Source organism: Gelria sp. Kuro-4, from assembly GCF_019668485.1.
Lineage (GTDB): Bacteria > Bacillota > DTU030 > DUMP01 > DUMP01 > DUMP01.
This window is the reverse complement of sequence record NZ_AP024619.1, coordinates 2,184,368-2,207,945: the sequence shown is the minus strand read 5'-3', so window position 1 is coordinate 2,207,945 and position 23,578 is coordinate 2,184,368. Positions and strand designations below refer to the sequence as shown.

General features: G+C 62.7%; 22 protein-coding genes. 16 read left to right on the top strand and 6 right to left on the bottom strand.

Translation table 11 applies throughout. The features are described from left to right. Nucleotides 1-34 precede the first annotated feature (34 nt). From K5554_RS11090 to K5554_RS11070, 5 genes are all read left to right on the top strand, one after another. Nucleotides 35-433: a nucleotidyltransferase substrate binding protein gene (locus K5554_RS11090; RefSeq protein WP_221038524.1), complete on the top strand. Its 399-nt coding sequence runs from the start codon at nucleotides 35-37 to the stop codon at nucleotides 431-433. Next, a complete protein-coding gene (locus K5554_RS11085) occupies nucleotides 430-726 on the top strand; it encodes a nucleotidyltransferase family protein (protein ID WP_221038523.1) in 297 nt (98 codons plus the stop codon). Before K5554_RS11090 ends, K5554_RS11085 begins: the two co-directional genes overlap by 4 nt. A 463-nt stretch (nucleotides 727-1,189) precedes the next feature. Further along, nucleotides 1,190-1,894, top strand: a complete 705-nt coding sequence (locus K5554_RS11080; RefSeq protein WP_221038522.1) for an ABC transporter ATP-binding protein — start codon at nucleotides 1,190-1,192, stop codon at nucleotides 1,892-1,894. Continuing rightward, entirely contained in the window at nucleotides 1,891-4,254 is a 2,364-nt protein-coding gene (locus K5554_RS11075; RefSeq protein ID WP_221038521.1) for an ABC transporter permease, read from the top strand. The genes K5554_RS11080 and K5554_RS11075 overlap by 4 nt, the downstream gene beginning before the upstream one ends. 19 nt (nucleotides 4,255-4,273) lie before the next feature. Further along, nucleotides 4,274-5,575 (top strand): efflux RND transporter periplasmic adaptor subunit, encoded by a 1,302-nt coding sequence (locus K5554_RS11070; RefSeq protein WP_221038520.1) that lies wholly within the window; start codon nucleotides 4,274-4,276, stop codon nucleotides 5,573-5,575. On the opposite strand, the gene K5554_RS11065 is transcribed toward K5554_RS11070, so the two are convergent. Then, nucleotides 5,572-6,303 carry a DUF1287 domain-containing protein gene (locus K5554_RS11065; RefSeq protein WP_221038519.1) on the bottom strand — a complete coding sequence of 244 codons (732 nt, stop codon included), beginning with the start codon at nucleotides 6,301-6,303 and terminating at the stop codon, nucleotides 5,572-5,574. The two genes, K5554_RS11070 and K5554_RS11065, sit on opposite strands and share 4 nt — an antisense overlap. A 101-nt stretch (nucleotides 6,304-6,404) precedes the next feature. On the opposite strand from K5554_RS11065, the gene K5554_RS11060 reads away from it, so the two are divergent. The 4 genes from K5554_RS11060 (at nucleotide 6,405) to K5554_RS11045 (ending at nucleotide 9,483) form a co-directional block, all read left to right on the top strand. After that, on the top strand, nucleotides 6,405-6,602 hold the full coding sequence (locus K5554_RS11060; protein ID WP_221038518.1) for a hypothetical protein: 198 nt from the start codon (nucleotides 6,405-6,407) through the stop codon (nucleotides 6,600-6,602). Between the two features lie 110 nt (nucleotides 6,603-6,712). After that, nucleotides 6,713-7,672: a magnesium/cobalt transporter CorA gene (corA, locus tag K5554_RS11055; RefSeq protein ID WP_221038517.1), complete on the top strand. Its 960-nt coding sequence runs from the start codon at nucleotides 6,713-6,715 to the stop codon at nucleotides 7,670-7,672. Between the two features lie 210 nt (nucleotides 7,673-7,882). After that, nucleotides 7,883-8,377: a hypothetical protein gene (locus K5554_RS11050; protein ID WP_221038516.1), complete on the top strand. Its 495-nt coding sequence runs from the start codon at nucleotides 7,883-7,885 to the stop codon at nucleotides 8,375-8,377. 80 nt (nucleotides 8,378-8,457) lie between these two features. After that, entirely contained in the window at nucleotides 8,458-9,483 is a 1,026-nt protein-coding gene (locus tag K5554_RS11045) for an acyltransferase (protein WP_221038515.1), read from the top strand. Nucleotides 9,484-9,547: 64 nt separating this feature from the next. On the opposite strand, the gene K5554_RS11040 is transcribed toward K5554_RS11045, so the two are convergent. Next, entirely contained in the window at nucleotides 9,548-10,159 is a 612-nt protein-coding gene (locus tag K5554_RS11040; protein ID WP_221038514.1) for a DNA-3-methyladenine glycosylase, read from the bottom strand. Nucleotides 10,160-10,350: 191 nt separating this feature from the next. Between K5554_RS11040 and K5554_RS11035 the strand changes: the two genes are divergently transcribed. Then, on the top strand, nucleotides 10,351-11,517 hold the full coding sequence (locus tag K5554_RS11035) for a flavocytochrome c (RefSeq protein WP_221038513.1): 1,167 nt from the start codon (nucleotides 10,351-10,353) through the stop codon (nucleotides 11,515-11,517). Nucleotides 11,518-11,627: 110 nt separating this feature from the next. Here the strand turns inward: K5554_RS11035 and K5554_RS11030 are convergent, their stop codons facing one another. The 3 genes from K5554_RS11030 to K5554_RS11020 all read right to left on the bottom strand — a co-directional run bounded on the left by K5554_RS11030 (nucleotide 11,628) and on the right by K5554_RS11020 (nucleotide 15,965). Then, nucleotides 11,628-12,818 (bottom strand): amidohydrolase family protein, encoded by a 1,191-nt coding sequence (locus tag K5554_RS11030; RefSeq protein WP_221038512.1) that lies wholly within the window; start codon nucleotides 12,816-12,818, stop codon nucleotides 11,628-11,630. Nucleotides 12,819-12,956: 138 nt separating this feature from the next. Further along, complete coding sequence (locus tag K5554_RS11025) at nucleotides 12,957-14,147, bottom strand: hypothetical protein (RefSeq protein WP_221038511.1); 1,191 nt, start codon at nucleotides 14,145-14,147, stop codon at nucleotides 12,957-12,959. Nucleotides 14,148-14,474: 327 nt separating this feature from the next. Next, complete coding sequence (locus K5554_RS11020) at nucleotides 14,475-15,965, bottom strand: glucosyl-3-phosphoglycerate synthase (RefSeq protein WP_221038510.1); 1,491 nt, start codon at nucleotides 15,963-15,965, stop codon at nucleotides 14,475-14,477. 187 nt (nucleotides 15,966-16,152) lie between these two features. Between K5554_RS11020 and K5554_RS11015 the strand changes: the two genes are divergently transcribed. The 6 genes from K5554_RS11015 (at nucleotide 16,153) to queG (ending at nucleotide 22,825) form a co-directional block, all read left to right on the top strand. Next, nucleotides 16,153-17,307, top strand: a complete 1,155-nt coding sequence (locus K5554_RS11015) for an NADP-dependent malic enzyme (RefSeq protein WP_221038509.1) — start codon at nucleotides 16,153-16,155, stop codon at nucleotides 17,305-17,307. Between the two features lie 18 nt (nucleotides 17,308-17,325). Beyond that, nucleotides 17,326-17,793: a GNAT family N-acetyltransferase gene (locus K5554_RS11010; RefSeq protein WP_221038508.1), complete on the top strand. Its 468-nt coding sequence runs from the start codon at nucleotides 17,326-17,328 to the stop codon at nucleotides 17,791-17,793. A 19-nt stretch (nucleotides 17,794-17,812) separates the two neighbouring features. After that, on the top strand, nucleotides 17,813-18,373 hold the full coding sequence (locus tag K5554_RS11005) for an O-acetyl-ADP-ribose deacetylase (protein WP_221038507.1): 561 nt from the start codon (nucleotides 17,813-17,815) through the stop codon (nucleotides 18,371-18,373). A gap of 103 nt (nucleotides 18,374-18,476) precedes the next feature. Next, nucleotides 18,477-20,054, top strand: coding sequence for a phosphoenolpyruvate carboxykinase (ATP) (gene pckA / locus K5554_RS11000; RefSeq protein WP_221038506.1), 1,578 nt, complete (start codon nucleotides 18,477-18,479; stop codon nucleotides 20,052-20,054). 360 nt (nucleotides 20,055-20,414) lie between these two features. Continuing rightward, nucleotides 20,415-21,650 (top strand): glycosyltransferase family 2 protein, encoded by a 1,236-nt coding sequence (locus K5554_RS10995; protein ID WP_370636985.1) that lies wholly within the window; start codon nucleotides 20,415-20,417, stop codon nucleotides 21,648-21,650. 107 nt (nucleotides 21,651-21,757) lie between these two features. Next, nucleotides 21,758-22,825, top strand: coding sequence for a tRNA epoxyqueuosine(34) reductase QueG (queG, locus tag K5554_RS10990; protein WP_221038504.1), 1,068 nt, complete (start codon nucleotides 21,758-21,760; stop codon nucleotides 22,823-22,825). Here queG and K5554_RS10985 read toward each other — a convergent pair. Next, nucleotides 22,818-23,546: a LysM peptidoglycan-binding domain-containing protein gene (locus K5554_RS10985; RefSeq protein WP_221038503.1), complete on the bottom strand. Its 729-nt coding sequence runs from the start codon at nucleotides 23,544-23,546 to the stop codon at nucleotides 22,818-22,820. The two genes, queG and K5554_RS10985, sit on opposite strands and share 8 nt — an antisense overlap. Nucleotides 23,547-23,578 lie beyond the last annotated feature (32 nt).

Genomic DNA, 23,578 nt, shown 5'->3' with positions numbered 1-23,578 from the left:
CGCTGATTCCGGGCCTACGAAAGGAGCATCGTCGATGGACGCCGAGCGGTTACAGGAAAGACTGGAAGAGTACAGACGAGCGGTGCTCAGGCTTAAAGAGGCTGTGGAAGAAGACGAGTCCAATCCGCTGATCTACGATGCGGTCATCCAGCGCTTTGAGTTCACCTATGAGCTGGCTTGGAAGCTTATCAAGGCATACTTAGAATACCAAGGATTAGCAGTCATCAATTCGCCGCGGTCGGCTTTCAAAGAAGCTTTTGCGGCGGAGTTGATCTTGGACGGGGATGTGTGGATCGAGATGATCAGCGACCGTAACCTCACTGCTTATACGTACAATCAGGAACGGGCCAAGGAGATTTACGCCAGAGTGAAGGAGAAGTATCTGGACCAGTTTGCCGCCCTTGTCTTCCGAATGGAGGCAATAGTCAAATGAAGTTCGGTCTGCCGGAGCCTGTTCTGCAAGCCATCGTTCGGGAACTGGCGAAAAGGGAGAACGTTTTGCGAGCGGTTGTCTTTGGGTCGCGGGCCAGGGGAGACCACAAATACAATTCAGATATCGACCTTGCCGTTTACTGCGAAGGAGCACTACCGCCGGATTTGTCCTTGGATTTGGATGAAGCGGCGGGGATTTACAAGATCGATGTTGTGGATATGAACGGGCTCGAGAGCGGCCGCCTACGCTTGCGGATCGAGGAGGAGGGGGTAGAGGTTTACAGGCGAGGGTAAGGAATAGCTGGCTGAGACAGCTGGAAGCTCCGAGAAATCATTGTTGCCCTTTTGAGGTATGAGAAAATTTGAGGTATGAGGAAAACGGAGGATTCAACAATAAAAGAAAAGTTCATGGCGGAAATAAAGACGAGACGGCGATGTTTATTTCAGGTTGGAAAGTGATAAGGTTGATGAGACCATAGGCCGATTAGCCAAGGGAGTAACTCTTACTTATCTACTGCTTTTCAACTCCTGGCCTCACTGAGTTGACGAGGCGCGGCTGGAGCAGAACATCAAGACGCCGGTGGAAAACTTTTGGCGCGGGATTGAAAAACGTGGGGAACAAACGGAGAGTCAGGCTGAAGGGTGTAAGAGAGCTGCCGGCCGAGGATCAGCGCTTGAGGAGGTGTAAGAGGAGTACGTGCCTTACCGGGCGGGTGGCAGCGGCGCCACGGAGTTCCAGGGTGAGGGATGAGGAGCGATGGACGTTATTCTTCGGGCCCGTAAGCTTACCAAGTACTATCAGATGGGCGAGGTGCGCGTAGAGGCGCTCAGGGGAGTCGACTTCGACATCTACGCGGGCGAATTCATCGTGGTGCTGGGTCCCAGCGGTTCGGGCAAGAGCACCATGCTCAACCTGATCGGCGGCATGGATGTGGCGAGTTCCGGCGAGATCTACTACCGCGACCGGCCCCTGCACGGTGCTTCAGAACAGGTGCTCACCGAATACCGCCGGGACGCCGTGGGGTTTGTTTTCCAGTTCTATAACCTGATGCCCAATCTCACTGCTTACGAGAATGTGTTGCTAGCGGTGGAGATCGCCAAGAACCCTCTTTCGGCGGCCGACGTGTTGGCTCAGGTGGGGCTGGCGGACCGGGCGGACCATTTCCCGGCGCAGCTTTCGGGCGGCCAGCAGCAGCGGGTGGCCATCGCCCGGGCGGTGGCGAAGAACCCGGAGCTGCTCCTCTGCGACGAGCCCACCGGAGCGCTGGATTCGGCCACCGGCATTCAGGTGTTGAAGGTGCTGAGGGACTTCAATCAGCGCTACAAAAAAACAGTCGCCATTATCACGCACAATGCCGGCATTGCGCGCATGGCGGATCGGATCTTTCACCTCAAAGACGGTCGGATCGAGCGTACGGAAAAGGTGGCCCATCCGGTGGCGGCGGAGGAGGTGTCCTGGTGATCCTCCTGCGGAAAATGCTGCGCGACATTGGGGAGAACAAAACGGCGTACCTGGCGTGCGCAGTGGTGCTGATCATCGGCCTCTTAACCTACACCGGCATGTTAATGGCCAGGGACAATCTCTTTATCGCCCGCGAGCAATTTTACCAAGAGTATCATCTGGCCGATGGTTTTGCCCAGGTCCGGGCCATGCCGTATACTGAGGTGAAGAAACTCGCCGCGATAGAAGGTATAGCGGAAGTCCAAGGGCGGCTGGTCAAGGACGTCCGGGTCTTGGGTCTCAATGAAGACAAGAACATCTATCTGAGATTTGTTTCGTTGGACCAGTCCCAGCCCTTTCTGCTGAATGGGGTTCAGCTCCTGCGCGGTGCCTTTCCGCACGGTAATGAGCGGGCGCTCCTCGTGGGCGACAAGTTTTTCACCGCCCACCGGCTGTCCCTGGGCCAACCCCTTACCGTAGCCATTGCCGGCAAAAAGGTGGAACTGCCCGTGGCCGGCAGCGGCCAAAGCCCGGAGTTCGTTTATGCCATCAAGGGCGGGCAGAACATCTTCCCCGATCCCGCGGGGTTTGAGGTGGCCTACCTGCCTTACACGGTCATGGAGAGCTTGTTCAACCAGAAGGGCCGGGTCAATGACATCGTCTTCACGCTGCGTCCCGGCTACAAGTTTGAAGATGTGGAACCGCGCCTGAAGGCGGAGCTGACGCGGTACGGCCTGGAGAGCCTCATCCCGCGCAAGGACCAGGCCAGCAATGCGATCCTGACACAAGAACTGGACGGACTGGCGAAGATGGCGCAGAGTGTACCCGTGTTGTTCCTGACCATCGCCGCCCTCATACTGTACATCATGTTGAAAAGGCTGGTGGAGGCGCAGCGGGGGCAGATCGGTACCCTGAAGGCCTTTGGTTACCGCCCGCGCGAGATTCTCCTGCACTATCTGTCTTACGGCCTGCTGGTGGGCTTGGTGGGAGGTGTGGTGGGCGGGCTCCTGGGCACGGCGCTGTCCTTTTCGCTGACCCGGCTTTATGCGCAGTACTTCAGCCTGCCCAACCTGAGCGGCCGGTTTTCCCGGGCGTATTTTGTCTCTGGGGTGCTGCTCTCCACCGCTTTCAGCCTCTTCGCCGCCTACCAGGGGACCAAAGGCGTCCTGAGACTCCGGCCGGCGGATGCCCTGCATCCTCCCGTCCCGCTTTTCAAGGGCAAATCTTCCTTGGAACGCCTGCGGGTGGTCTGGGCGGCGTTCACCGTGCCGGGGCGCATGGCCGTGCGCAATGCCCTGCGCAACCGGGCGCGGAGTCTTTTCACCTTGCTGGGCGTCACCTTTACCTTCAGCCTGATAGCGGTAGTGTGGTCCCTGAACGGCCTGATGGACACCATGGTGCTGGAGCAGTTCACCAAGGTGCAGCAGTACGACGTGAAGATCAGCTTCACACGCCCCCTGCCATTGACAGCGGTGGTAAGGGAGCTGGAGGATGAGCCCGGGGTCAAACGGGTGGAACCGCTGCTGGAGGTCCCGGTGACCCTGCAGCACGAGCACCGTAAGAAGAGTGTGGCCGCCTTGGGCCTGCCCCCGGCCGCCCAGCTGTACACACCCCTGGACAAGCGGGGTAGTCCGGTGGCGATACCGGAGGGAGGTGTGGTGCTCTCCGAGCAGGTGGCGGCGAAACTCGACGCCCAGGTAGGGGACCGGCTGCGGCTGGAAAGCGTGTGGGCTGAGGAGTCGCCGGTGTACGTGGACGTGGCGGGCATCGTTCCGCAGTACCTCGGCGCCAATGTCTACCTGAACCAGAACACGCTGCTGGGCCTTTTGCGCCAGGGTGAGATGGCCACGTCACTCGTTATTGCCGTGGATAAGGGGTGCATCCCGGCGCTCAAGGAGAAGTATGAGACGGCGCCGTACACCGGGATGTTCGAAGAAAGGCGGCAGGCCGTCGACCTCTTTCGCGAACTCATCGGTTCCTCCCGGTACATGCTGTACAGCATGGCCCTGCTGGCGGTGGTGACCGGTTTTGCCATCGTGTACAACTCGAGCATCATCTCCCTGGCAGAAAGGAAAAGGGAGCTGGCTTCGCTGCGCGTCTTGGGGATGCGGCCGGGCGAGGTGTTGGAGGCGGTCTCGGTGGAACAGTGGCTCCTGGGGGTGTGCGGTATAATCGCGGGCATACCCCTGACGGCGGTGCTGAATCAAGTTCTGGCCCGGAGCATGAGCAGCGACCTGTACTCCCTGCCGGCGGGGACCACTCCGGCGGCTTTGCTTGAGGCCCTGCTGGGCACCATGCTCGCCATCTGGCTGGCCCAGCAGTGGGTGGCCCGCCGGATCAGGCAGCTGGACCTGGTGGAGGTACTGAAGGAAAGAGAGTGACGGTGAGGAGTGGAGGAACGTGAAGAAGTCCGTGAAGTGGGGAGCTTTGGTGGTCCTGGGGGTGCTGGCGGCCGTGTCGGTCGCCTCTGCGGCCGTGCAGCCTCTCACGGCGGAGCTGATTGAGGTAAAACCGCAGACGGTGGCCCAGGTGTTCAAGGAAGAAGGGATCGTGGAAGCGGTAGAGGACCGCCTGGTGTACAGCCCCGTCGGTGGTGAGATCACCCGTTTGGCCGTCCAGGAGGGGCAGAAGGTGGCCCAGGGGGATCTGCTGGTCGAGCTTAGCACCAAGGAGTTGGAGTACCAGCTGGCTCAGCTCCAAGCCCAGCTGAGGAGCCTGGCCGGCCAGATGGAAAAATCAATCCAGGAAATTCAGCAGCAGGTAGAGGAGCAGCAACTGGCGCTCGCAGAAACCCAGCGCCAGTTGGCGAAAAGCAGGGAGGATTACCGGCGGACCAAGTACCTGTATGAGGCCGGCGCGGCGACCCAGGTGGAGCTTCTTGCCGCCGAGCGGGCGGTGGAGCAGCTGCAAAACGCGGCCGCTCAACAGGAGTCGAGGCTCGAGCTGCTGCGAGAGCAGGCGGGTCACAGGGGACAGGCCGCCGGTCAGGCGGCACCGGCCCTTGGTTCAACCGGAGCCGGCGCCGCCCGGCAGTACTTCCAAGGCCAGCTGGAAGCGGTGGAGGCCCAGATAAGCCAGCTGGAGTACCAGATCGCCCGGAGCCGGATCACCGCCCCCATCACGGGCGTGGTGGAAGAGCTTACGGCCGAGGAAGGAATGGTGATCGCACCACAGGTACCGCTGCTGAAACTGGCGGGCGATCAAGGCTACGAAGTCAACGCCTACCTGCTCACTGAAGATGTGCTCCCCGTGAAAGTCGGGCTGAAGGTTACGCTGATCCAGAAAAGAAGGGACGGGGACTACAGGTTTCCGGGAACTGTCAAAGCCATCGCTCCGGCGGCGGTGGAAAAAGTGTCCGCCCTGGGGCTCAGTGAGCGCCGCGTGAAAGTCACCATCCGGCCCGAAGGAAAGGTGCCGCAGCTGCGGCCCGGCTACGCCCTGGACGTGGAGTTTTCCGTGCTGGAGCAGGAAAACAAACTGGCGGTGCCCAAGACGGCGCTTTTCCCGTACGAAGGCGGCGACGCGGTGTGGGTGGTGCGAGCGGGCTGCGCGCGGATTCAGCCGGTAAAAAAGGGCCTCGAAACCACGGAGCTGGTGGTGATCGAAGCCGGCCTGGCTGCGGGCGATGAAGTCATCAAGAACCCGGGGTTAGAAGGGCTGAAAGCAGGAAAACGCGTGCGAGCGGGCGGCCGCCGGGGCTAGGGCAGCTTGGGGAAACGGTGGTGGCCGATGAGCGGCGAGGGCCAGGTGAGGAGGCGGTCGGCCTCCTCGGCGTAGGGTCCGGCGTTGTGAAGGAGCAGGGGGACGCCGTCGGGCCGGCGCCGGTCGGAAACGATGGCGATGTGGTCCACAGGCGGGCCGAAGACCACGATGTCACCGCCCTGCCAGGCCTTAAGGTTTTCAGCGTCGCCGGGTTTCACCTCCAAGGTGAGCGCCGTGGCGTGGCGCTTCAAGAAAACGTGCAGGTTCTTCACGCGGCGGAAGTCGATGTTCGGGTCCGGTTTACCGGCCACCCGGGGGTACGCGCGCAGGTTTTCGCGGATGTCCTTATCGACCATGGCCTTAAGGTCGTAACCGGCGGCCTGGAGAGCCTGCCAGACAACGTCGGTGCAAACGCCTTCACCCGGCGGGGGGTATCCGCCGGCGTAGTAGGCGTTTTTATATTGGGGCCGGGTCTCTACGTAGGCCCGCGCCCCCTGGACGATGTCGGCCAGGTCCAGGATACCGTCCCCGTCCTGGTCATGGTCCAGGGTGATGGTTTCCACCGCAACGGTGGGGACCGGGGCCGGCAGGGAGTCTCGGGACAGAGTAGGGGCCGGCCCTGGTACTATCGCTCCGCTCGGCCCGCCGCCCGGGGCGAAGGACGGATCTTTCAGGAACACGGCGGCGACCAAGACCAGCAGGATGAGGACCAACGGCACTCGCTTCATGGCACTCGACCACGTCCCTTCTTAAATCTCAGCATAAAAAACACCTTCGCTTCAGGGGAACGTATTCCCTTTTCCCGGCGTCTATAAAGAGGGGTGAATTCATGCGCCTGCTGCTTAACGTGCTCTGGCTTGCCGGCCCGCTGTTTGCTTTTCTGGCTTGGGCCAATACGAAGCTTATCCTGGAGGAGCTGGCGGACCTTAAAAAGTTCCTCGCTCTGCGCGAAGGAATCGAATCCCCGGCAGTGAATGAAGTAAAGGACGGCAAACCCGGCGGTACAGAAGCGAAACTGGAAGGATGAGTCGCGGTCGGTGAGCTTGGCCGGCGAAGGTGGGATAAAAGAGCGCCTAAGCATTGCAGCCGGGTTGAGCAATGGGGTAGACTAAGGAAAACGGTCGGAAGGAGTCGCTTATGCTGCGGGTTTTAGTTTATGATGAAGAGCAGGGGCTGCGCACGGAGCTCGGTCAAGGATTTGCACCCCGCAAGGCCGCCGCCTACACCTGGGTGGATCTGGTAGAACCCACCGCGGAGGAACTGGAACTACTTACCGGCGTGTTTCATTTTCACCCTTTGGCGGTGGAAGACTGCCGCCGCCCGCACTACCGGCCGGAGCTGAGCCAGTACGACGAGTACGCTTTTTTGCTGCTGCGCTACGTTCAGGCGGAGCAGCGGGGCCGTCGGCCCATTACCGCGGCGCTGAGCGTTTTTCTCGGCCCCCGGTACCTGGTCACTGTTCACCACGAAGAGCTGACCTTCCTCACAGAGCTCTTTGCGCAGTACCGGAAAGACCCGCAGCTTTTCCAAAAGGGTCTCGACTTCGCCCTCTACAGCCTGCTGGAGGCATTGACCGAGACCTTTTTCACCTTCTTCGACCGTACGGAGGAAAGAATCGAGCGTTTGGAAGAAGAGGTCTTTCACCGGCCGACCCGGCGGCTCCTCAATCAGGTTTTTACGCTGCGGCGCCAGGCCATCAAGCTGCGCAAAGTCTTGGGGGCACAGCGGGATATTATGAACCTTCTGGCCTTTCCGGAGTTTAAGCTGGTACAACCGGACAACCGGGCCTTCTTCCTGGACATTTACAACGAGATGCTGCGCCTTATCGACCAGGTGGAGACCCTGCACGACCTGGCCAGTTCCACGGTGGAGATTTACCTTTCCATCACCTCGAACCGCCTGAACGAAATCATGAAGGTGCTCACCATCATCACCACCATCATGATGCCGCTCAGCCTCATCGCCGGGATTTACGGGATGAACTTCCGCTACATGCCGGAGCTTCAGTGGCGCTACGGCTACTTTGCGGTTCTCGGCGTCATGGCCCTTTTGGCCGGCGCCATGATGGCTGTCTTCCGCCGCCGGGGCTGGTTCTAGGGCTTTCTCGGGTTTTGCGTGGAAATACCACCCCAAAACCGCAGGGGAGCAGCCAGGCCCGAGTCCCCGCTTTTACATCCCATGTGGCGCGTACGGCACGCAGAGCAGGCAGCTGCGCGGGAATTTCCCGGAGGCATTCAGTGTTCCGCCGACGCCGTGCCAGATAGATCAAGATATAGGCCTTAAATTAAAGAACGGGGAGATGAAGCAGTGCAAGATAAAAGGTGTACGCTCTATAACGTAATCTTTCCTCTCTGGCTGGTGCTTTTTGCCCCCCTCTTTCCACTTGTTTATTTGCCTGTTCTGTTGGTGAACCTGGTGATTGATGCCGGGGTGATCGGCGCCGCGTTAAGGCTTCTGAAGTTCAGCCTGCCGGGTGGGGCGCTCCGTTCCTACATCTTCAAGGCGTGGCTCTGCGGCTTTCTGGCCGACTTTCTAGGGGTTGCCATTCTCTTCGCTTTGGCCGACTCTTCCCTGATGGCTCCCGATTCGATCCTGACCATTTGGAACAACCCTACGACGGTGGTGCTGCACCTCTTGACGATCGCTTTGGTGGGCGCCCTGATCTATCTGGCGAACAGGCGGCTGGGCACGCGGGCCGGGCTGCCTGCAGCGGTGGCCCACAAGGTGGCGCTGGCCATGGGCATTATTACTGCTCCCTGGGTTTTCCTAGTCCCCACATCCATTGTTCCTTTTCTTAACTAGGACCGGTTTTAGTTACCAAGGCAAAGGAGCCGGCGGCAACGAAACATAGTCAGCGAGCAACATCCAAGGGGAAATCACGCGTGGCATGGATCAAGGAACTTGATGCTCTGCGCCTGGTGGGTATTGCGGCGGTGGTGCTGCTCCACGCCACCGCCGCGCCGGTGGCCGGGCTGCCGCCTACGGCGCCGGCCTGGGCGGTGTATTGGTTCCTCAACCGGGCGGTGAGCTTCGCCGCGCCCTTCTTTTTCCTGATCAGCGGCCTGGCGCTTACGGCCAGCCACCGGGAGCGTCCGCTAAGCTGCCGGCGGTTTTGGCGGCACCGTTTCCAGAGCATTCTCCCGGCGTATGCCGTGTGGACGGTGGTCTACCTCTTTTACGCCGCCCGCATTGAGGGGCGGCGCTGGAACACTGCCTTAAGCTTTTTAGGCGAGCTGGCCGGTAAACTCCTCACCGGGCGGGCTTTCGGCCACCTGTACTTCTGCGTTGTCTTGCTGCAGCTTTACCTGCTTTTCCCCTATCTTTTGGCCCTTCTCCAGCGGGGGCGCAGCTGGCAGGGGCGGCTCTTGACCGCTGCCCTGCTTTTACAGGTGATCTGGAACGTCAAAACCGCCGGGCTAAACAGGGCTTGGGCCAGCGTTTTTCTCGGCTACGGAGTCTACTTCGTGGCCGGCTGTGTCGCCGCTTTACACCTGGAGGTGCTGACCCAGGTGGGGCGGAAGCGGCAGGCGGCGCTGGCGGGTCTTTTCGTGCTGCTCCTGGCGGTGGTTGCGGTACCGCAGGTTTCCCTGGCGCTGCCGGCGGCGCTCAGGCAGCTGGCGGTGATCCTTTACGCGGTGGTTGCCTTCTGGCTTTTCTTTGTCCTGAGCGCTGGGTGGGCGGGGCGAGGCTGGCCGAGTTTGAACCGGGCGGTGTTCTTCATTTATCTGGCGCATCCGCTGGTACTGGGCTGGACCGGTTTTCTGCTGGCGAGTATGGGTGTCGAGCGCCACTTGGTGCTGGTGGGCGCGAAGCTCGTTGCCGGCCTGGTGGTGCCCTGGTTGGTGTATGCCGGTTGGCAGCGGCTGGAGCGGCGCCGGCCACCCCTGCGGTACGATGCCCGCGGGTGACGCACTGCAGCGGCGGCTCAGTCTACACTTTAACAAGTATTTCCAGAGAATATTAGAAAAATGGTTACCTGCCTGCCGGCAGCAGGAAGCGCCAGGGTCGCTGGGCCCATTCGCCGGCATAGGCTACGTTGATGCGGGGCGTGGTGCGGATGTCCGCAGGATCTACGCTGCGGCCGGGAGTGAGAAAGAGTTCGTCCCCCGTCAGGTCCAGGCCGTACTGGGCCTGGGTGATGCCCAGGGCCTGGCAGAGCTTCCCTGGGCCGTCGGTTAAGGTGCGGAGTTTGCGGGGATCCGCCAAGAGCTTTTGCGCGGCCGCCGGACTCTTGCCGCGACGGCGCGCCATGAGCTCAACCCCCGCGGCGGGTTCGAGGGCGCGGATGAGTACGGCCTGGGGCTCACCTTCCCGGGCCACCACCACGTTAAAGCAGTAGTACATACCGTAAATGAGGTAGACGTAGGCGTGCCCGGGCGGGCCGAACATGGCCCGGGTACGCTGGGTGGGCCGCCCGCCGTAGGAGTGGGCGGCCTTATCCTGCGGCCCCATGTAGGCCTCGGTCTCCACTATGTAACCGCCGGCAGTGCCTTCCGGTGTAACGTGTACCAGGAGTTTACCTAAAAGGTCCGGCGCCACTTCCGTGGCGGGACGGGCGTAAAAACGGCGCGGCAACCTTTCCACGTAAGAACCTCCCTTGGACCCTCGCCGGGACGCAGTCTTAAGATAGTATTCCAGCCGGAAGCCGCCGACTCCTTTTCTTACTTTTCTCCTCAGTTCCCCAAGAGCGGCATAACACGAGCGAGATCGGGGCGAGGCGGAAGGCTGCTGGGTGCCACCTGAGCCAGAAACCGCTGCGCGGATGATGGGAGCGTTTGGCGCTGGGTATCCTTGGCCCGGAGACGGGTTTCGAAAGAAAGGAAGGCGGCAAGAACCAGAACATTCCAGAGCTGGTGCGCACCCTGGTGGACAACGCCAATAACACCCTGGAATGGCTAAACGGCATGGGCGCCAACCTGGTGCATGTGGTGATCGCCGGCGGAGCAACCAACCCGCGCACCCATGCGCCGGAAGGCGGCGGCGCTGTGGGCCCGGTGATCGTTAAGACCCTGGAGAAGGCGGCAAAGGACCAGGGCATTGAGATCTTTACTGACACCAAGGTCACAGAGATCACCACCGACGGGAACGGCCGCGTAACCGGAGTGAAAGCGGCCAGCAAGGAAAAGGGCGACCTCGTCGTCAGGGCCAAGGCTGTCATTGTGGCCACCGGCGGTTTCGGTGCCAACCCGGAGATGGTGGCTCAGTACAACCCGGCCCTCAAGGGGTTTGACACCACCAACCACCCGGGTGCCACGGGAGACGGGATTAAGATGGCTACGGCCGTAGGTGCGGCCACGGTACAGATGGAGAACATCCAGACGCACCCGACCGTAGTGCCGCATAAGGGTCTGATGATCACGGAGGCCGTGCGCGGCACGGGTGCCATTCTGGTCAACCATAAGGGCGACCGTTTCATCGACGAGCTGCAGACGCGGGACGTGGTCTCTAAGGCTATTTTGGACCAGGAGAAGGGCACCGCCTTCCTGCTCTTCGACCAGGGCGTGCGGGAAAACCTCAAGGCAATCGAAGAGTACGCCCGGTTAAATCTCCTCACCGAGGCCGACACCCTGGACGAGCTCGCTGCCAAGTTGAGCATTCCGGCCGGCAGGCTGACAGAAACCGTAAAGCGGTATAACGGGTTTGTCGCTGCCGGTAAAGACAGCGATTTCGGCCGCCAGCACCTCCAGCGCAAGCTTGCGAAGGCACCTTTTTACGCGGTGGAAGTGACGCCGGCCGTGCACCACACCATGGGCGGCCTGGCCATTAACACCCGGGCCGAGGTTCTGAACAAGGCCGGCCAGCCCATCCCCGGCCTTTACGCCGCCGGCGAGGTGACGGGCGGCATCCACGGCGCCAACCGGCTGGGCGGTAACGCCGTGGCGGACATCGTGGTCTTCGGCCGCATCGCCGGCCGGCAGGCGGCTGAGTTTGTCAAGAAATAAGCCGGTGCCTGCCCGGCGCTGGCGGCGGTGCAAAGGCGTTTCTTCTCAGGCGTGAGGATGACCCAAAGGCCCTGTCCCGGGTGGGGCAGGGCCTTTTAATCCAAAGACGTCTAGTTCTTTGCTTTTACGATTCGGCCCTCCTTAACAACCACCTGCACGTTGCGCACGGCCTTGATGTCGGCCAGGGGGTCACCGGCGACGACGACCACGTCGGCCAGCTTACCTGCTTCCAGCGTGCCCACCTTGTCCTCGATGCCGAGGAGCTCGGCGCTGACGCGCGTCCCCGCCTCCAGGGCCTGGAGCGGGGTCATGCCGTTCTCCACCAGGAGCTCAAGCTCAAAGGTGTTGGCGCCGTGCTCGTTAAAGGGCGTGCCGGCATCGGTGCCGAAGGCGATCTTCACGCCGGCGGCCAGCGCCTTACGGAAGCTGGCCAGGTGGGCTTCGATGACGTCCTCGGATTTTTTTACGGCGTAGTCGGGGATCCCGGCCGCGCGCCCTTTCTTCACAATCCAGTAAGGCGCCACCAGGGTGGGCACCAGGTAGGTGCCGTGCTCCAGCATGAGCTCGATGACCTCATCGCTGAGGAAGATGCCGTGCTCGATGGAGGTGATCCCGGCCAGGACGGCGTTTTTGATGCCGGTGGTGCCCTGGGCGTGGCTGGCGGTGCGGCGGCCGGCCTTGTTGGCCTCTGCGACGCCGGCCTTGAGTTCCTCGTAGGTGAGCTGCGGGGACCCCGGTTCCACGCCGGGGGTCATGACGCCGCCTGTGGCCATGAGCTTGATCACGTCTGCGCCGGCCTTGAGCTGTTCGCGCACGGCCTTGCGCACCTCGTCCGGGCCGTCGGCCTCGCGCGCCGTGGGCCAGCCGTGACCGCCCGTCATAACCACCGCGCGGCCGGAGGCCAGCATGCGCGGCCCGGGGACCATGCCGCCGGCGATGGCGTCGCGCAGGGCCAGGTCGACATAGTTTTTGCCGCCCATGTCGCGCACGGTGGTGACACCGTTGGCGAGGGTTTCTTGGGCGTGGGTCGCCGCCCTGAGGGCGGTCATGGCGTCGGACTCGCTGGTGATTACTTTGAAGGAATCTCCCACCGGCGGCATGGTGAGATGCACATGGGCGTCGATGAAGCCGGGGAGGATGGTGCAGCCGGGAAGCTCCAGCACCTCGGCGTCCGCCGCGTAGGGCACCTCCGGCCCGCCTACGGCTGTGACGACCTTGTCTTCAATGACCAGGGTGGCATCGGCAATCGGCTGACGCCCGGTGCCGTCGATAAGCCGGCTGCCTTTTAGTACCAGTTGCATAGCGGTTTCTCCCTTCTCAGTAGAAGTATGCCGGCGCGCCGCGGTCCGGGCGCTTTTTGCCGGCGCGGCCGGCGCTCCAGGCTGTGCCCCGGGCCGGGCACGGTGGAGACAAATGATGCGAGAACGGCGCGGTGCGCGTTAAACGAGGAGTTTGGCGAAGATGCCGGCGAGGATCACGGAGCTGATGGTGACGGTAACGAAGCCGGCCACCAGCATCTTCGGCAGGATGTGGTGCAGGATGGCCTGCTCTTCCTCCTCATTTTGGGCCACGGCCTTGGCTGCCTCGTGGGAAAGGATATACGTGCCCGGGAAACCGTAGAGAGCGGTCAGGCCGATGGTCGTGGCCATCTCAAAGGAATAGCCGAGGAGGTGCCCCAGGACAAAAGAGAAGAGACCGATGCCGATGACGCCTAAAACCAAGGTGCCTGCAAGGGGGGCGAGCAGCTTGGTCACCATGGCGGGCGTGGCCGAGGCCAGGTTGCCGAAGACCACCGCCAAGAGCCCGGCCATGGCCAGGCCCAGGCCGTTCGCCTTTTCAAAGATGTTGTCTTCGAGAAGCCCGATTTCGCGGGCGATGATACCAACGACGAGGCTGACGACCAGGGGATGAATGACGTTGTTGAAGAGTCCGGCGATTAGCACCGCGGCATAGGCCACCAGGGAGAGCTTGGCCAAGAGCACGAAGTTTGTCTGGTACTCTTTGGGAATCTGGGGGAGGCGGAACCCGAAGGCGCCTTTGTCCACCGCGCCCTCGGCACCGACGGCTGTTTCCTGTGCGACGCGCACCAGTTCGGGCTGCGACACAATGCGCCGCGCTTCGCGCGTCAGCAGGATTGAACTTAAGGGGTAACCGATGAAACCCTGGGCGACCAGGAGCATGGTGGCGAGGAGGGAGAGGTCGGCAAACCCTTTGGCCTTCGCCGCCTCAGACATGATGAGCGCTGCCACCACGCCGCCGGAGATGGGGGGCGCGGCGACCACAGCCACGTTGCGGCCGAAAAGCGGCGAACCGACGAGAAAGACAAAGATACCGATGCCGGCCACGGCACCGGCGGCGATGAGGACGGTTTTCCACTGCTGCAGGAGATCGCGCACCTTCATCAAGGTGCCCATGTGGGTGATGAGCAGGCCTACCAGGACGCTGCCGATGCCCACCAGCTGCGATTGGGGCAGCAGGTTGCCCGGGATACCGGACCAGTAACCGAGGAGGAGGAGGACGGAACTGACGAAGAGCATAGAGAGGATGGCTTTAGTTTTGATGGCTACCACGTCACCGACGGCGAAGATGGTAAGAACAATACTTAAGGCCAAGATGGGGGTGAGTTGCATACGGGTTTCTCCTTTCTTTGTACTCGGCGTTGGTGGATGGGGCTTTCCCCCTGCGATTAATGAAGAAGCCTTTGACGTTCACCCCCCTGCCTGGGCTGAAAATAAAACCCGAGCGGCAAACTAAGCATCGCTTAGGACTTTCCGCTCGGGTATTTTCCACCCACGGTGTACCAGGCCCAGCCTGGTTTGTACCGCTCGGTCGCGGCCGCCTGACGGCGCGGAACCCTAGGTACACTCCTAATATGGTTCTCATTCTAGCCGAGTCCGTCCGGTACTGTCAATCGTCCTTACCTGTTTTTATCCAGTGAACAGCGGCTTCACGCGGAACTAGGAAGCTCCCAGGACACCATCCGCGCTCAATCCCCGGTCAAGCGCGGCCCCCAGCGCGCTTTTCGGCGGCCGCCAGGAGATGGGCAGGGCCTTGGCCACCAGGGTGACGCTGCGCTCTTCATCGTAAGCCCGCAGAAAAAGGTCCTGGCGACGGCCGGGTGTAGGGACGGCGTCCAGGTCGCGTACGGTTTGGAGGATTTGAAAGGACATCTCGGTAAGCCCCTCAAGGCTCTTGGACTTGTGGATGACCTCCCCCACATCCACCTGGGCCAGCGCCTGCGGGCCCCAGCGGCGGTAGGCTTGGAGCAGCAGGGCGATCTCCACGCCGTAGTGATCGGGGAAGAAGAACTCTTCTGCCGCCCGGCGCCGGATGGCGGTTACTCCGGAAAGCGGCTGCACCAGGCTGGCCAGGCCGGGGTAGTGGAGGTTTAGAAAGGGTTTGACCAAAAGCTCGGTGACGCGGCCGCCGCCTAAGGCCGTGCCCTGCTCGGTAACGCGCACCGGCCGTTTGAAGAAGCCCTTGACCAGTTGAATCCCGGGACCGGCGAAAAGGGGTGCCAAGGGAGCGGTGAAGAAACTGGGGGTGATGGTTTCGATATCTGTGTCTACCCAGAGGATGATATCGGCGTCGGTAAGAAAAAGGGACTTGTAGAGGTTTTCGCCCTTCCCGCGCGCGGGCGGCAGCTCCGGCCCCACTCCTGCCGCCTGGTACACCGGCACGCCCAGCCCGGTGGCTATCTCTGCGGTGCGGTCGGTGGACGCCGAATCCACCACGAACACCTCATCGAGGAGCCCCTGCGCCTTCACCTCCAGGGCGGCGCTGAGCGCCTTGGCCACGGTGGCTTCTTCGTTTAGGGTGGGCAGGGCGGCTGCCACTTTAAGTCCCTGGCTGCGTTTGCGCCTGAGGAGTTGGGAAAGCGGGAAGGAATTCCAGGGGAACACCGGGATCGGGGGGTGCTGCAGGGTCACCGGGCCTTCGCTGCCGCTGAAATCCGGCAGAGGCTCTTGAATATCCACCACCGCCACGTTCACCGGCAGGCTGGCGAGGCGCGCGCAGAAGCGGGCCCGGGCCTCTTCGCGCCGGGGCCGCCCCGCAACCACCAATCCGGCGGGCTGCTGGGACAGCAGTCTTTCCAGCGGCTGGGGCGGGAAGGAACGCACCTTCACCTCGCTGAACATCTCCAGCGCTTCGGGTACCAGTTCGCTGTAAAAGAGGTCATCCTTCTCGGGCAGGCTCCTGATGTGCCAGAGCTCCAGGACATTGAGGCCCAGGTGAGCCAAAAAGTGCAGGATTTCACTGGCTTTCGGCCCACCGCGCAGCAGCGCCACCACCGGGCCGGCAAGGGGCTGGGGCAGGTGAGCGTAGACAACATACGGCTCCTTGCCGCGGTACGTTTCACTGAGGGGAACCGCTGCCACCGTAAGGTTGGTCGGGGCAAAAAAGCGGGCGAGTGGTGCCAGGTCGGGATGGGTCAGGTTCCAAGGCACGCGCTTCACCTCCAGGCATTTTCTCTGAGCATAAGTATACTATAACAGGGGTACAGCATACAACTTTTATTTCTGTCAGAAGTTGTAGAAAAGTAGCGGGTGCTAGGTAGGTTCAGGCAGGAAAAACTGCGGCCGACGAGAAAATAACAAGGCGAGAGCAAAATGGTAGCCGGATGGAGGTTGCAGCATGGATGTGCAGGAAGCGGCCCTGGCTTTGCACCGGGAAAGGCAGGGCAAGATCAGCGTGGAAAGCAAGGTCCCGCTGAGGACACGGGCGGACCTCAGCCTAGCCTATACACCGGGCGTAGCCGAACCCTGCCGGGTTATCGCCACCCGCCCGGAGGAGGTTTACACGTACACAGCGCGCGGCAACCTGGTGGCGATAGTAACCGACGGCAGCGCCGTGCTGGGACTGGGGGACATCGGCCCGGAGGCGGCCCTGCCGGTGATGGAAGGGAAGGCTGTACTCTTTAAGGCCTTTGCCGGCGTGGACGCTTTTCCCCTGTGCCTCGCCACCAAGGACGTGAACGCCATCGTGGAGACGGTAAAACTGATCGCTCCCACCTTTGGCGGCATCAACCTGGAGGACATCAGCGCGCCGCGCTGCTTTACCATTGAGGAGCGGCTCAAAGCCGAGCTTCCCATCCCGGTTTTCCACGACGACCAGCACGGCACGGCCATCGTCGTTGCGGCCGGCCTGCTCAATGCCCTGCAGGTGGTGGAAAAGAGCCTGGCCGAGGCGAGCGTGGTGATAAACGGTGCCGGCGCCGCCGGGGTGGCTATTGCGCGGCTGCTCAAGCGGGTGGGGGTCGGCGATGTGATCCTTTGCGACCGCGCCGGTGCCCTCTATCCAGGCCGGCCGGGCAACAGCGGCATTAAAGAAGAGCTGGCAGCGATGACCAATAAGGAGTGCGTGCGCGGGGACTTAAGCCGGGCCGTGCGCGGGCGCGATGTGTTCATCGGCGTGTCGGCACCCGGGGTCCTCACGGCGGACATGGTGCGTACCATGGCGGCCCGGGCGGTGGTGTTCGCCATGGCCAACCCGGTACCGGAGATCTGGCCGGAAGAAGCCAAGGCGGCCGGCGCTGCCGTGGTGGGCACCGGGCGCTCCGATTTTCCCAACCAGGTCAACAACGTGCTGGCCTTTCCCGGCGTGTTTCGAGGAGCGCTGGATGCGCGCGCCCCGCAGATAACAGAAGAAATGAAAATCGCTGCGGCCCGGGCGCTGGCGGGCCTGGTGGGGGGAGAGCTGAACGCAGAACACTGCCTGCCTGATCCCTTCGATCCCCGGGTGGCGCCGGCGGTGGCCCGAGCGGTTAAGGCCGCGGCGGGCCGGTCTTAACACTGGGAGGTGGTGGGGGTGACCGGTTTTCGGATACGCACCCTTGCGGCAGGTGAGGGCGAAGCAGCGCGGACGCTGATGCGCGAGTATCTGGCCGAGCTCGGGCTCAGCTTCGACCCGGCACGGCTGGATGCCGACCTGGTGGATCCGGCGGCCTACTATGCCCCGCCCCAGGCCGCCTTTTTCCTGGCGGTAACCCAGGACGGGGAGCCTGTGGGGACGGCAGCGGTACGGCCGCTTACGGCAGACACCTGTGAGCTGAAGCGGATGTTCGTCCGGGGGGCCTACCGCGGCCGAGGGCTGGGTCGGCTGCTCGTTGACGCCGCCCTGGAGTTTGCCCGCCGGGCCGGGTACAGGCGCATGAAACTGGACTCCCGCCCCGACCTTACGGCAGCGCTCGCCCTCTACCGGCGCAGCGGCTTTCGGCCCTGCGCGGATTACAACGGCAACGAACGCGCCGGGGTTTTTCTGGAAAAGGAGCTGTAGCCGAAAGGAGTGAGACCACATGGAGGTAACATGGAGCGGCACGCGGGTGCTGCTGGTACAGGGGGATATCACGCGGCAGGAGACGGACGCCATTGTCAACGCCGCCAACAGCAGTCTTTTGGGCGGCGGGGGCGTGGACGGGGCTATTCACCGCGCAGCGGGACCCAAGCTGCATGAAGAGTGCCTCGCCATCCGCGCCCGGCAGGGCGGCTGCCCCACCGGGCAGGCTGTCATCACGACGGGCGGCAACCTCCCGGCCCGTTACGTCATACACACGGTAGGTCCGGTCTGGTACGGCGGCGAGCGGGGCGAGGCGGAGCTGCTGCGCCAGGCTTACACCAACAGCTTGCGCCTGGCCCGGGAGAAGGGCCTGAGGTCAATCGCCTTTCCTTCGATTAGCACCGGCGCCTACCGTTTTCCCATCGGCCGGGCAGCGGCCGTCGCTCTGGGTGCTGTGCGCGACTTTTTAGACGGGTACCCGGGAGCTTTTGCCGAGGTGCGGCTGGTGCTTTACTCGGCGGCCGACCTGGCGGCTTATGAAGCGGCTCTACAGGCGCTGTCGGGGGAAGGTGTGGAATAAAACAGTAACAAAGAAAGCAGGAATTCCAGCCCGGCTGGCGAATCCTAATTGGAGTTTTATTGGAGGTTCTAAAGTATACAATATACAAGAAAGGGCGGTTCAGATGCATAAATCCGACTACGGGCTGGCAGACCTGGGCCTCAACCACCCGGGGCAGGTCCACCGCAACCTTTCCGTGGCGGAACTGGTGGAGGCGGCCCTGCACCGGGGCGAAGGCGTGCTCACCGCCGGCGGTGCCTTGCGCGTCGCCACCGGCAAATACACCGGACGTTCACCCCACGACAAGTTCGTAGTGGACAGGCCGGCACTGCACGACCGCATCTGGTGGGGAAACAACGCCCCTTTTGAGCCGGAGCGGTTTGAGCGGCTCTACCGGCGCCTCCTGGCTTACCTCGAGCAGCGCGAGCTCTTCATCTTCGATGGTTTCGCCGGCGCCGACCCACGCTACCGGCTGCCCATCCGCGTGGTGAACGAGCTGGCCTGGCAAAACCTCTTCGCGCACCAGCTGTTCCGGCGGCCCACGGCGGAGGAACTAAAGGCCCACGAGCCCGGCTTCACCATCATTGCGGCCCCCGGGTTCAAGGCCGACCCGGCGCTGGACGGGACCAACTCCGAGGCCTTCATTGTGCTCGATTTTGAGCGGCGGCTGGTGCTCATCGGCGGCACCTCTTACGCCGGGGAGATCAAGAAATCCGTCTTTACCGTCATGAACTACCTGCTGCCCCTTAAGGGTGTCCTTTCCATGCACTGCTCCGCCAACCAGGGCGAAGACGGCGACGTAGCCCTGTTTTTCGGCCTCTCGGGCACCGGTAAGACCACCCTCTCCGCCGACCCGCAGCGCTTCCTCATCGGCGACGATGAGCACGGCTGGTCTGACGAGGGCATCTTTAATTTTGAAGGCGGCTGCTATGCCAAGTGCATCCGGCTCTCCCAAGAGCACGAGCCGCAAATCTGGGGGGCCATCCGCTTTGGGACAGTTCTGGAAAACGTTGTGCTGGATCCGGCGACACGCCTGCCGGACTACGCCGACGACAGCCTTACTGAGAATACGCGCGCGGCGTACCCCCTGGATCACATCCCCGGCGCGGTGCTGAGCGGTACGGGAGGCGTCCCGCGCACGATAATCTTCCTCACGGCCGATGCCTTTGGGGTGTTGCCGCCCATTGCCCGGCTCACCCGCGAGCAGGCCATGTATCAGTTTATCTCCGGCTATACCAGCAAACTGGCGGGTACCGAGCGCGGTGTCACCGAACCTCAGGCCACTTTTTCGACCTGCTTCGGGGCGCCCTTCCTGCCGCTCGCGCCTACGGTGTATGCAGAACTATTGGGCCGGCGCATCGACCGGCACGGTACCGATGTTTACCTGGTGAACACCGGCTGGTCAGGCGGCTCCTACGGGGTGGGGCAGCGCATGAACCTGGCCTACACCCGCGCCATGGTGCGGGCGGCGGTAAGCGGCCAACTGCGCGATGTACCCTGCACCCCGGACCCCATCTTCAAGGTTTTGGTACCGCAAAGCTGTCCCGGTGTCCCGGCGCAGGTGCTGCGGCCGCAGGAGGCATGGGAGGATAAAGAGGCTTACGCGCGGACAGCCCGCGCTCTGGCGGCCCGCTTTGCCGCCAATGTCGAGAAGTTCGGCACCGTTCCGGCGGCAGTATTAAAGGCCGGGCCGCAGGCTTAGGAAGGCAGGTGCTCAAGCCGCCCCTCGTGGGGCGGTTTTTTGTGCGCCCGGTATGGGCGCTGTCTATGGGGTGGAAGTCCCGAACGGCGAACGAGCGGCGGCCGCCGGCCTAAGGCCCGGTGTCCGCCGCGAGGCGGAATCTCTGCGACGGAAAGCCGGGGCCGCGGGCGAATCATTATAAGGCGGGCTGGCGGCTGCGGGCGGAGTTTGCCTGCGGGGATCGGACGAGCAACCCGGGACATGGTGATGCCGCCGAACCCGGACAGGCGAAGGAAGACCTGCCAACCGGTGAAAATGTTGACAAGCTGCCAGAAGATAACTATACTCAGATCTGGCAAGGGGAAAGGAGGGGTTTTGGTGTTGCGCCACCCTTTTGACGTGATTATGGTCCCCCTGCAGCTCATCACCATTTTCTTCTCTTTTTACTACTTATTTCTCGCCCTGTTCGGTTTCCGGCTGCGGCGTGAAGAAGAGCACCGCCCAGCGGAGAAATCCTTCGCAGTGGTGGTGGCAGCGCATAATGAGGAGGCGGTGATTGGACCGCTGGTTGAAAACTTGTTTCTCCTGGACTACCCGCGCGAACTCTACGATGTTTTCGTCGTCGCGGACAACTGCACCGACCGTACGGCCGCCATTGCCCGCAAGCAGGGCGCGCAGGTTTACGAACGCTACAACCAAACGAAAAAGGGCAAGGGCCACGCGCTGGAATGGATGTTCCGGCAGCTCTTCAGCTTACGGCGGCAGTACGATGCCGTTGTTATTTTTGATGCCGATAACCTGGTGGCAACGGATTTCCTGCGGTACATGAACGACCGGTTGCTCAGGGGCGAGCTGGTGATTCAAGGGTACCTGGATGCCAAGAACCCGGGTGACAGCTGGGTGGCCGGCTCCTTTGCCCTGGCTTTCTGGGTGATCAATCGCATGTGGCACCTGGCCAAGTACAACCTGGGCCTCTCCTGCGCCCTGGGCGGGACGGGGATGTGCATCGCCACGTCGGTGCTGAAACGCTACGGCTGGGGCGCCACCTGCCTGACAGAGGACCTGGAGTTCAGTATGAAGGCGCTGCTGCAGGGGATTCGTACCACCTGGTGCCATGCCGCGCGCGTTTACGACGAGAAGCCGCTTACCTTCGCCCAATCCTGGCGGCAGCGGGTGCGCTGGGCGCAGGGGCACGTGGATGTGGCCCACCGCTACTTTTTCCCGCTGCTCTGGAAAGGGATTGTCACCCGCAACTTCCGGCTCATCGACGGGGCTTTCCACGTTTTCCAGCCCATCTACATCATCCTGGGCCTGGTGTTCATGGTGCTGAGCAACTTCCCGCACCTCTTCCCGGAATACACCTACCTGTTTACCCAGGTGGTACCGAGCTCTATCTGGGTGGCGGTGACCATTTTCCAATACTTAATACCGCTCATCTGCGCCACGCTGGACAACAAGCCGGTTACATTTGCCGCGCTTCTAGGCTACCCCATCTTCGTCTATTCGTGGATCCCGGTGACGCTGGTCGGTTTTCTGAAGAAAAACAACGGTGAGTGGAGCCATACGCGGCACGTGCGCAGCCTGCGCTACTATGACGTGGTCGGGGCGAAAAAATAGCGCCGTTGCCTGTTGCAGGAATGAGTTATATAATAGAAAAGTCAGGAAGGCAGAAAACGAGCTTTTCGTACGGAGAAGCTCGTTTTCTGCCCCAAGAGGGTGAAGCTGTGTCGCTTGCGGAACGCCTCAAAGCAAAAGCCCGCGCGCTGGGCCTGGCACCGGTGGGCATAACCGGCGCCGAGCCGCTCCTGGACGTGCGGCGCCGGCTGGAAAGCCGCGCGCAGGCGGGGGAAGGTGCGCCCTTTGTGCCGGCGGACGCGGCGCTGCGCACAGATCCCCGCCAGGTTTGGGCCCAGGCCCGGGCGGTCATCATGGTGGGCCTGCCGTATCCCGTGGCCCCGGTGCCGCCACCCAAGGATCTCACCGGGCGCCTGGCGGCCGGGGCGACAGGCCCGGACTATCACCGGGTGCTGAGAGGTAAGCTGGAGGAGCTGGCGGCTTTTCTGGAAGCGGAAGTTCCGGGGAGCGCGGGCCGCCCCTTTGTGGATACGGGACCGCTCGTGGAGCGGCCGCTGGCCTGGCGGGCGGGGTTGGGGATCCTGGCCGAGAACACTTTTTTGCTCGACCCGGCGGGTGGGCCGGCCTTTTTCCTGGGGGGGCTGCTGGTGAACGTTCCCCTGGAGGCAGACTCGCCCCGGGCGGAGCAGTGCCTCGGCTGCGGGCGTTGCCGCTGGAGCTGCCCCACGGGCGCGCTGGCCGAGCCGTTCCGGCTGCGCCCGGCTTTGTGCCTGTCCTACCTCACCCAAGCCCGGGGCAGCGTACCGCGTGCCTTAAGGCCTCTCCTGGGCAACCGGCTGTACGGCTGCGATGCGTGCCTGGCAGCCTGCCCGCTGGTAAAGAAGGCGCCGCAGGCCGGGGCGGAGGTGGACCTGCGAGAGTTCCTGAGCCTGGGCCGGCGCGAGTTTGCCGCGCGCTACGGCGGGACGGCCATCGCCTGGCGCGGGCGCACGGTGCTGCAGCGCAACGCCGCTTACGCCCTGGGCAATTTACGCGACCCGGCCGGAGTACCGCTGCTTACAGACCTGCTGCGGGACCCGCGGCCGGGACTGCGGGCGGCTGCGGCCTGGAGCCTGGGCCGGGTGGGGGGCGCAGCGGCCCGCGCGGCCCTGGCCGAACAACTAAAGCAGGAAACGGCAGAGGAGGTACGGGCGGAAATCGCCCTGGGCCTTACCTGATTTCCAAGTAGACGGTCACAACCTCATCCCGCAGCTCGCGGGCGGTGTTCCAGGCTACAACGCGGTAGCGGCCGGGTTCTACTTGGCGACCGGCACTGTCCACCTGCGGCCAGCTCTCGGTGAAGATTTCGGTTTCGCCGGGACGGACCCGCAGCCGTTGTACCCGCTGGGTGAAGGGACGCCCTTCGGACCACCGCCAGATGAGACGGTTGTCCTGGCGGATTTCAAACTCATAACGCTGCCCTGTCATGTAGGTGAGGACTTCACTGCGGCGGCAGATGTTGGTTTTGGTGAGCTTCATGGTCACCGGCATCCCCGGACTGTACCGCGCGCGGTCGGTGGAGAGGGTAAGGCGGAAGCACTCCTTTTCCCGGGTTTCCTCCGGCGGTCGTTCCGACGGCGGGGCGGCAACGGGGATGCGCAGCTCCAGGCCCGGGTAAACCAGCGCCGGGTTGGCCTCAATCAGGGCGGCCAGCGGCACCCGGTAGCGCCGGGCAATGCTGAAGAGCGTCTCTCCGGGCCGCACAATATGCAGCGTGACGGCAGCGGGCGGGACCTGCGGCGGTGTGGGTTCGGTTACGGCGACGATGTCAAGCTCCTGCCCGGGCATGAGCTCAGTGGTGGTCAAGTTGTTGGCGCGCATGATCTCTTCAACCGAGACACCGAAACGCCGGGCGATGCTCCACAGGCTGTCGCCGGGCTGGACGACGTAGATAGCCATGGACGACTAGCCTCCTTCCATAGAGACTCTGC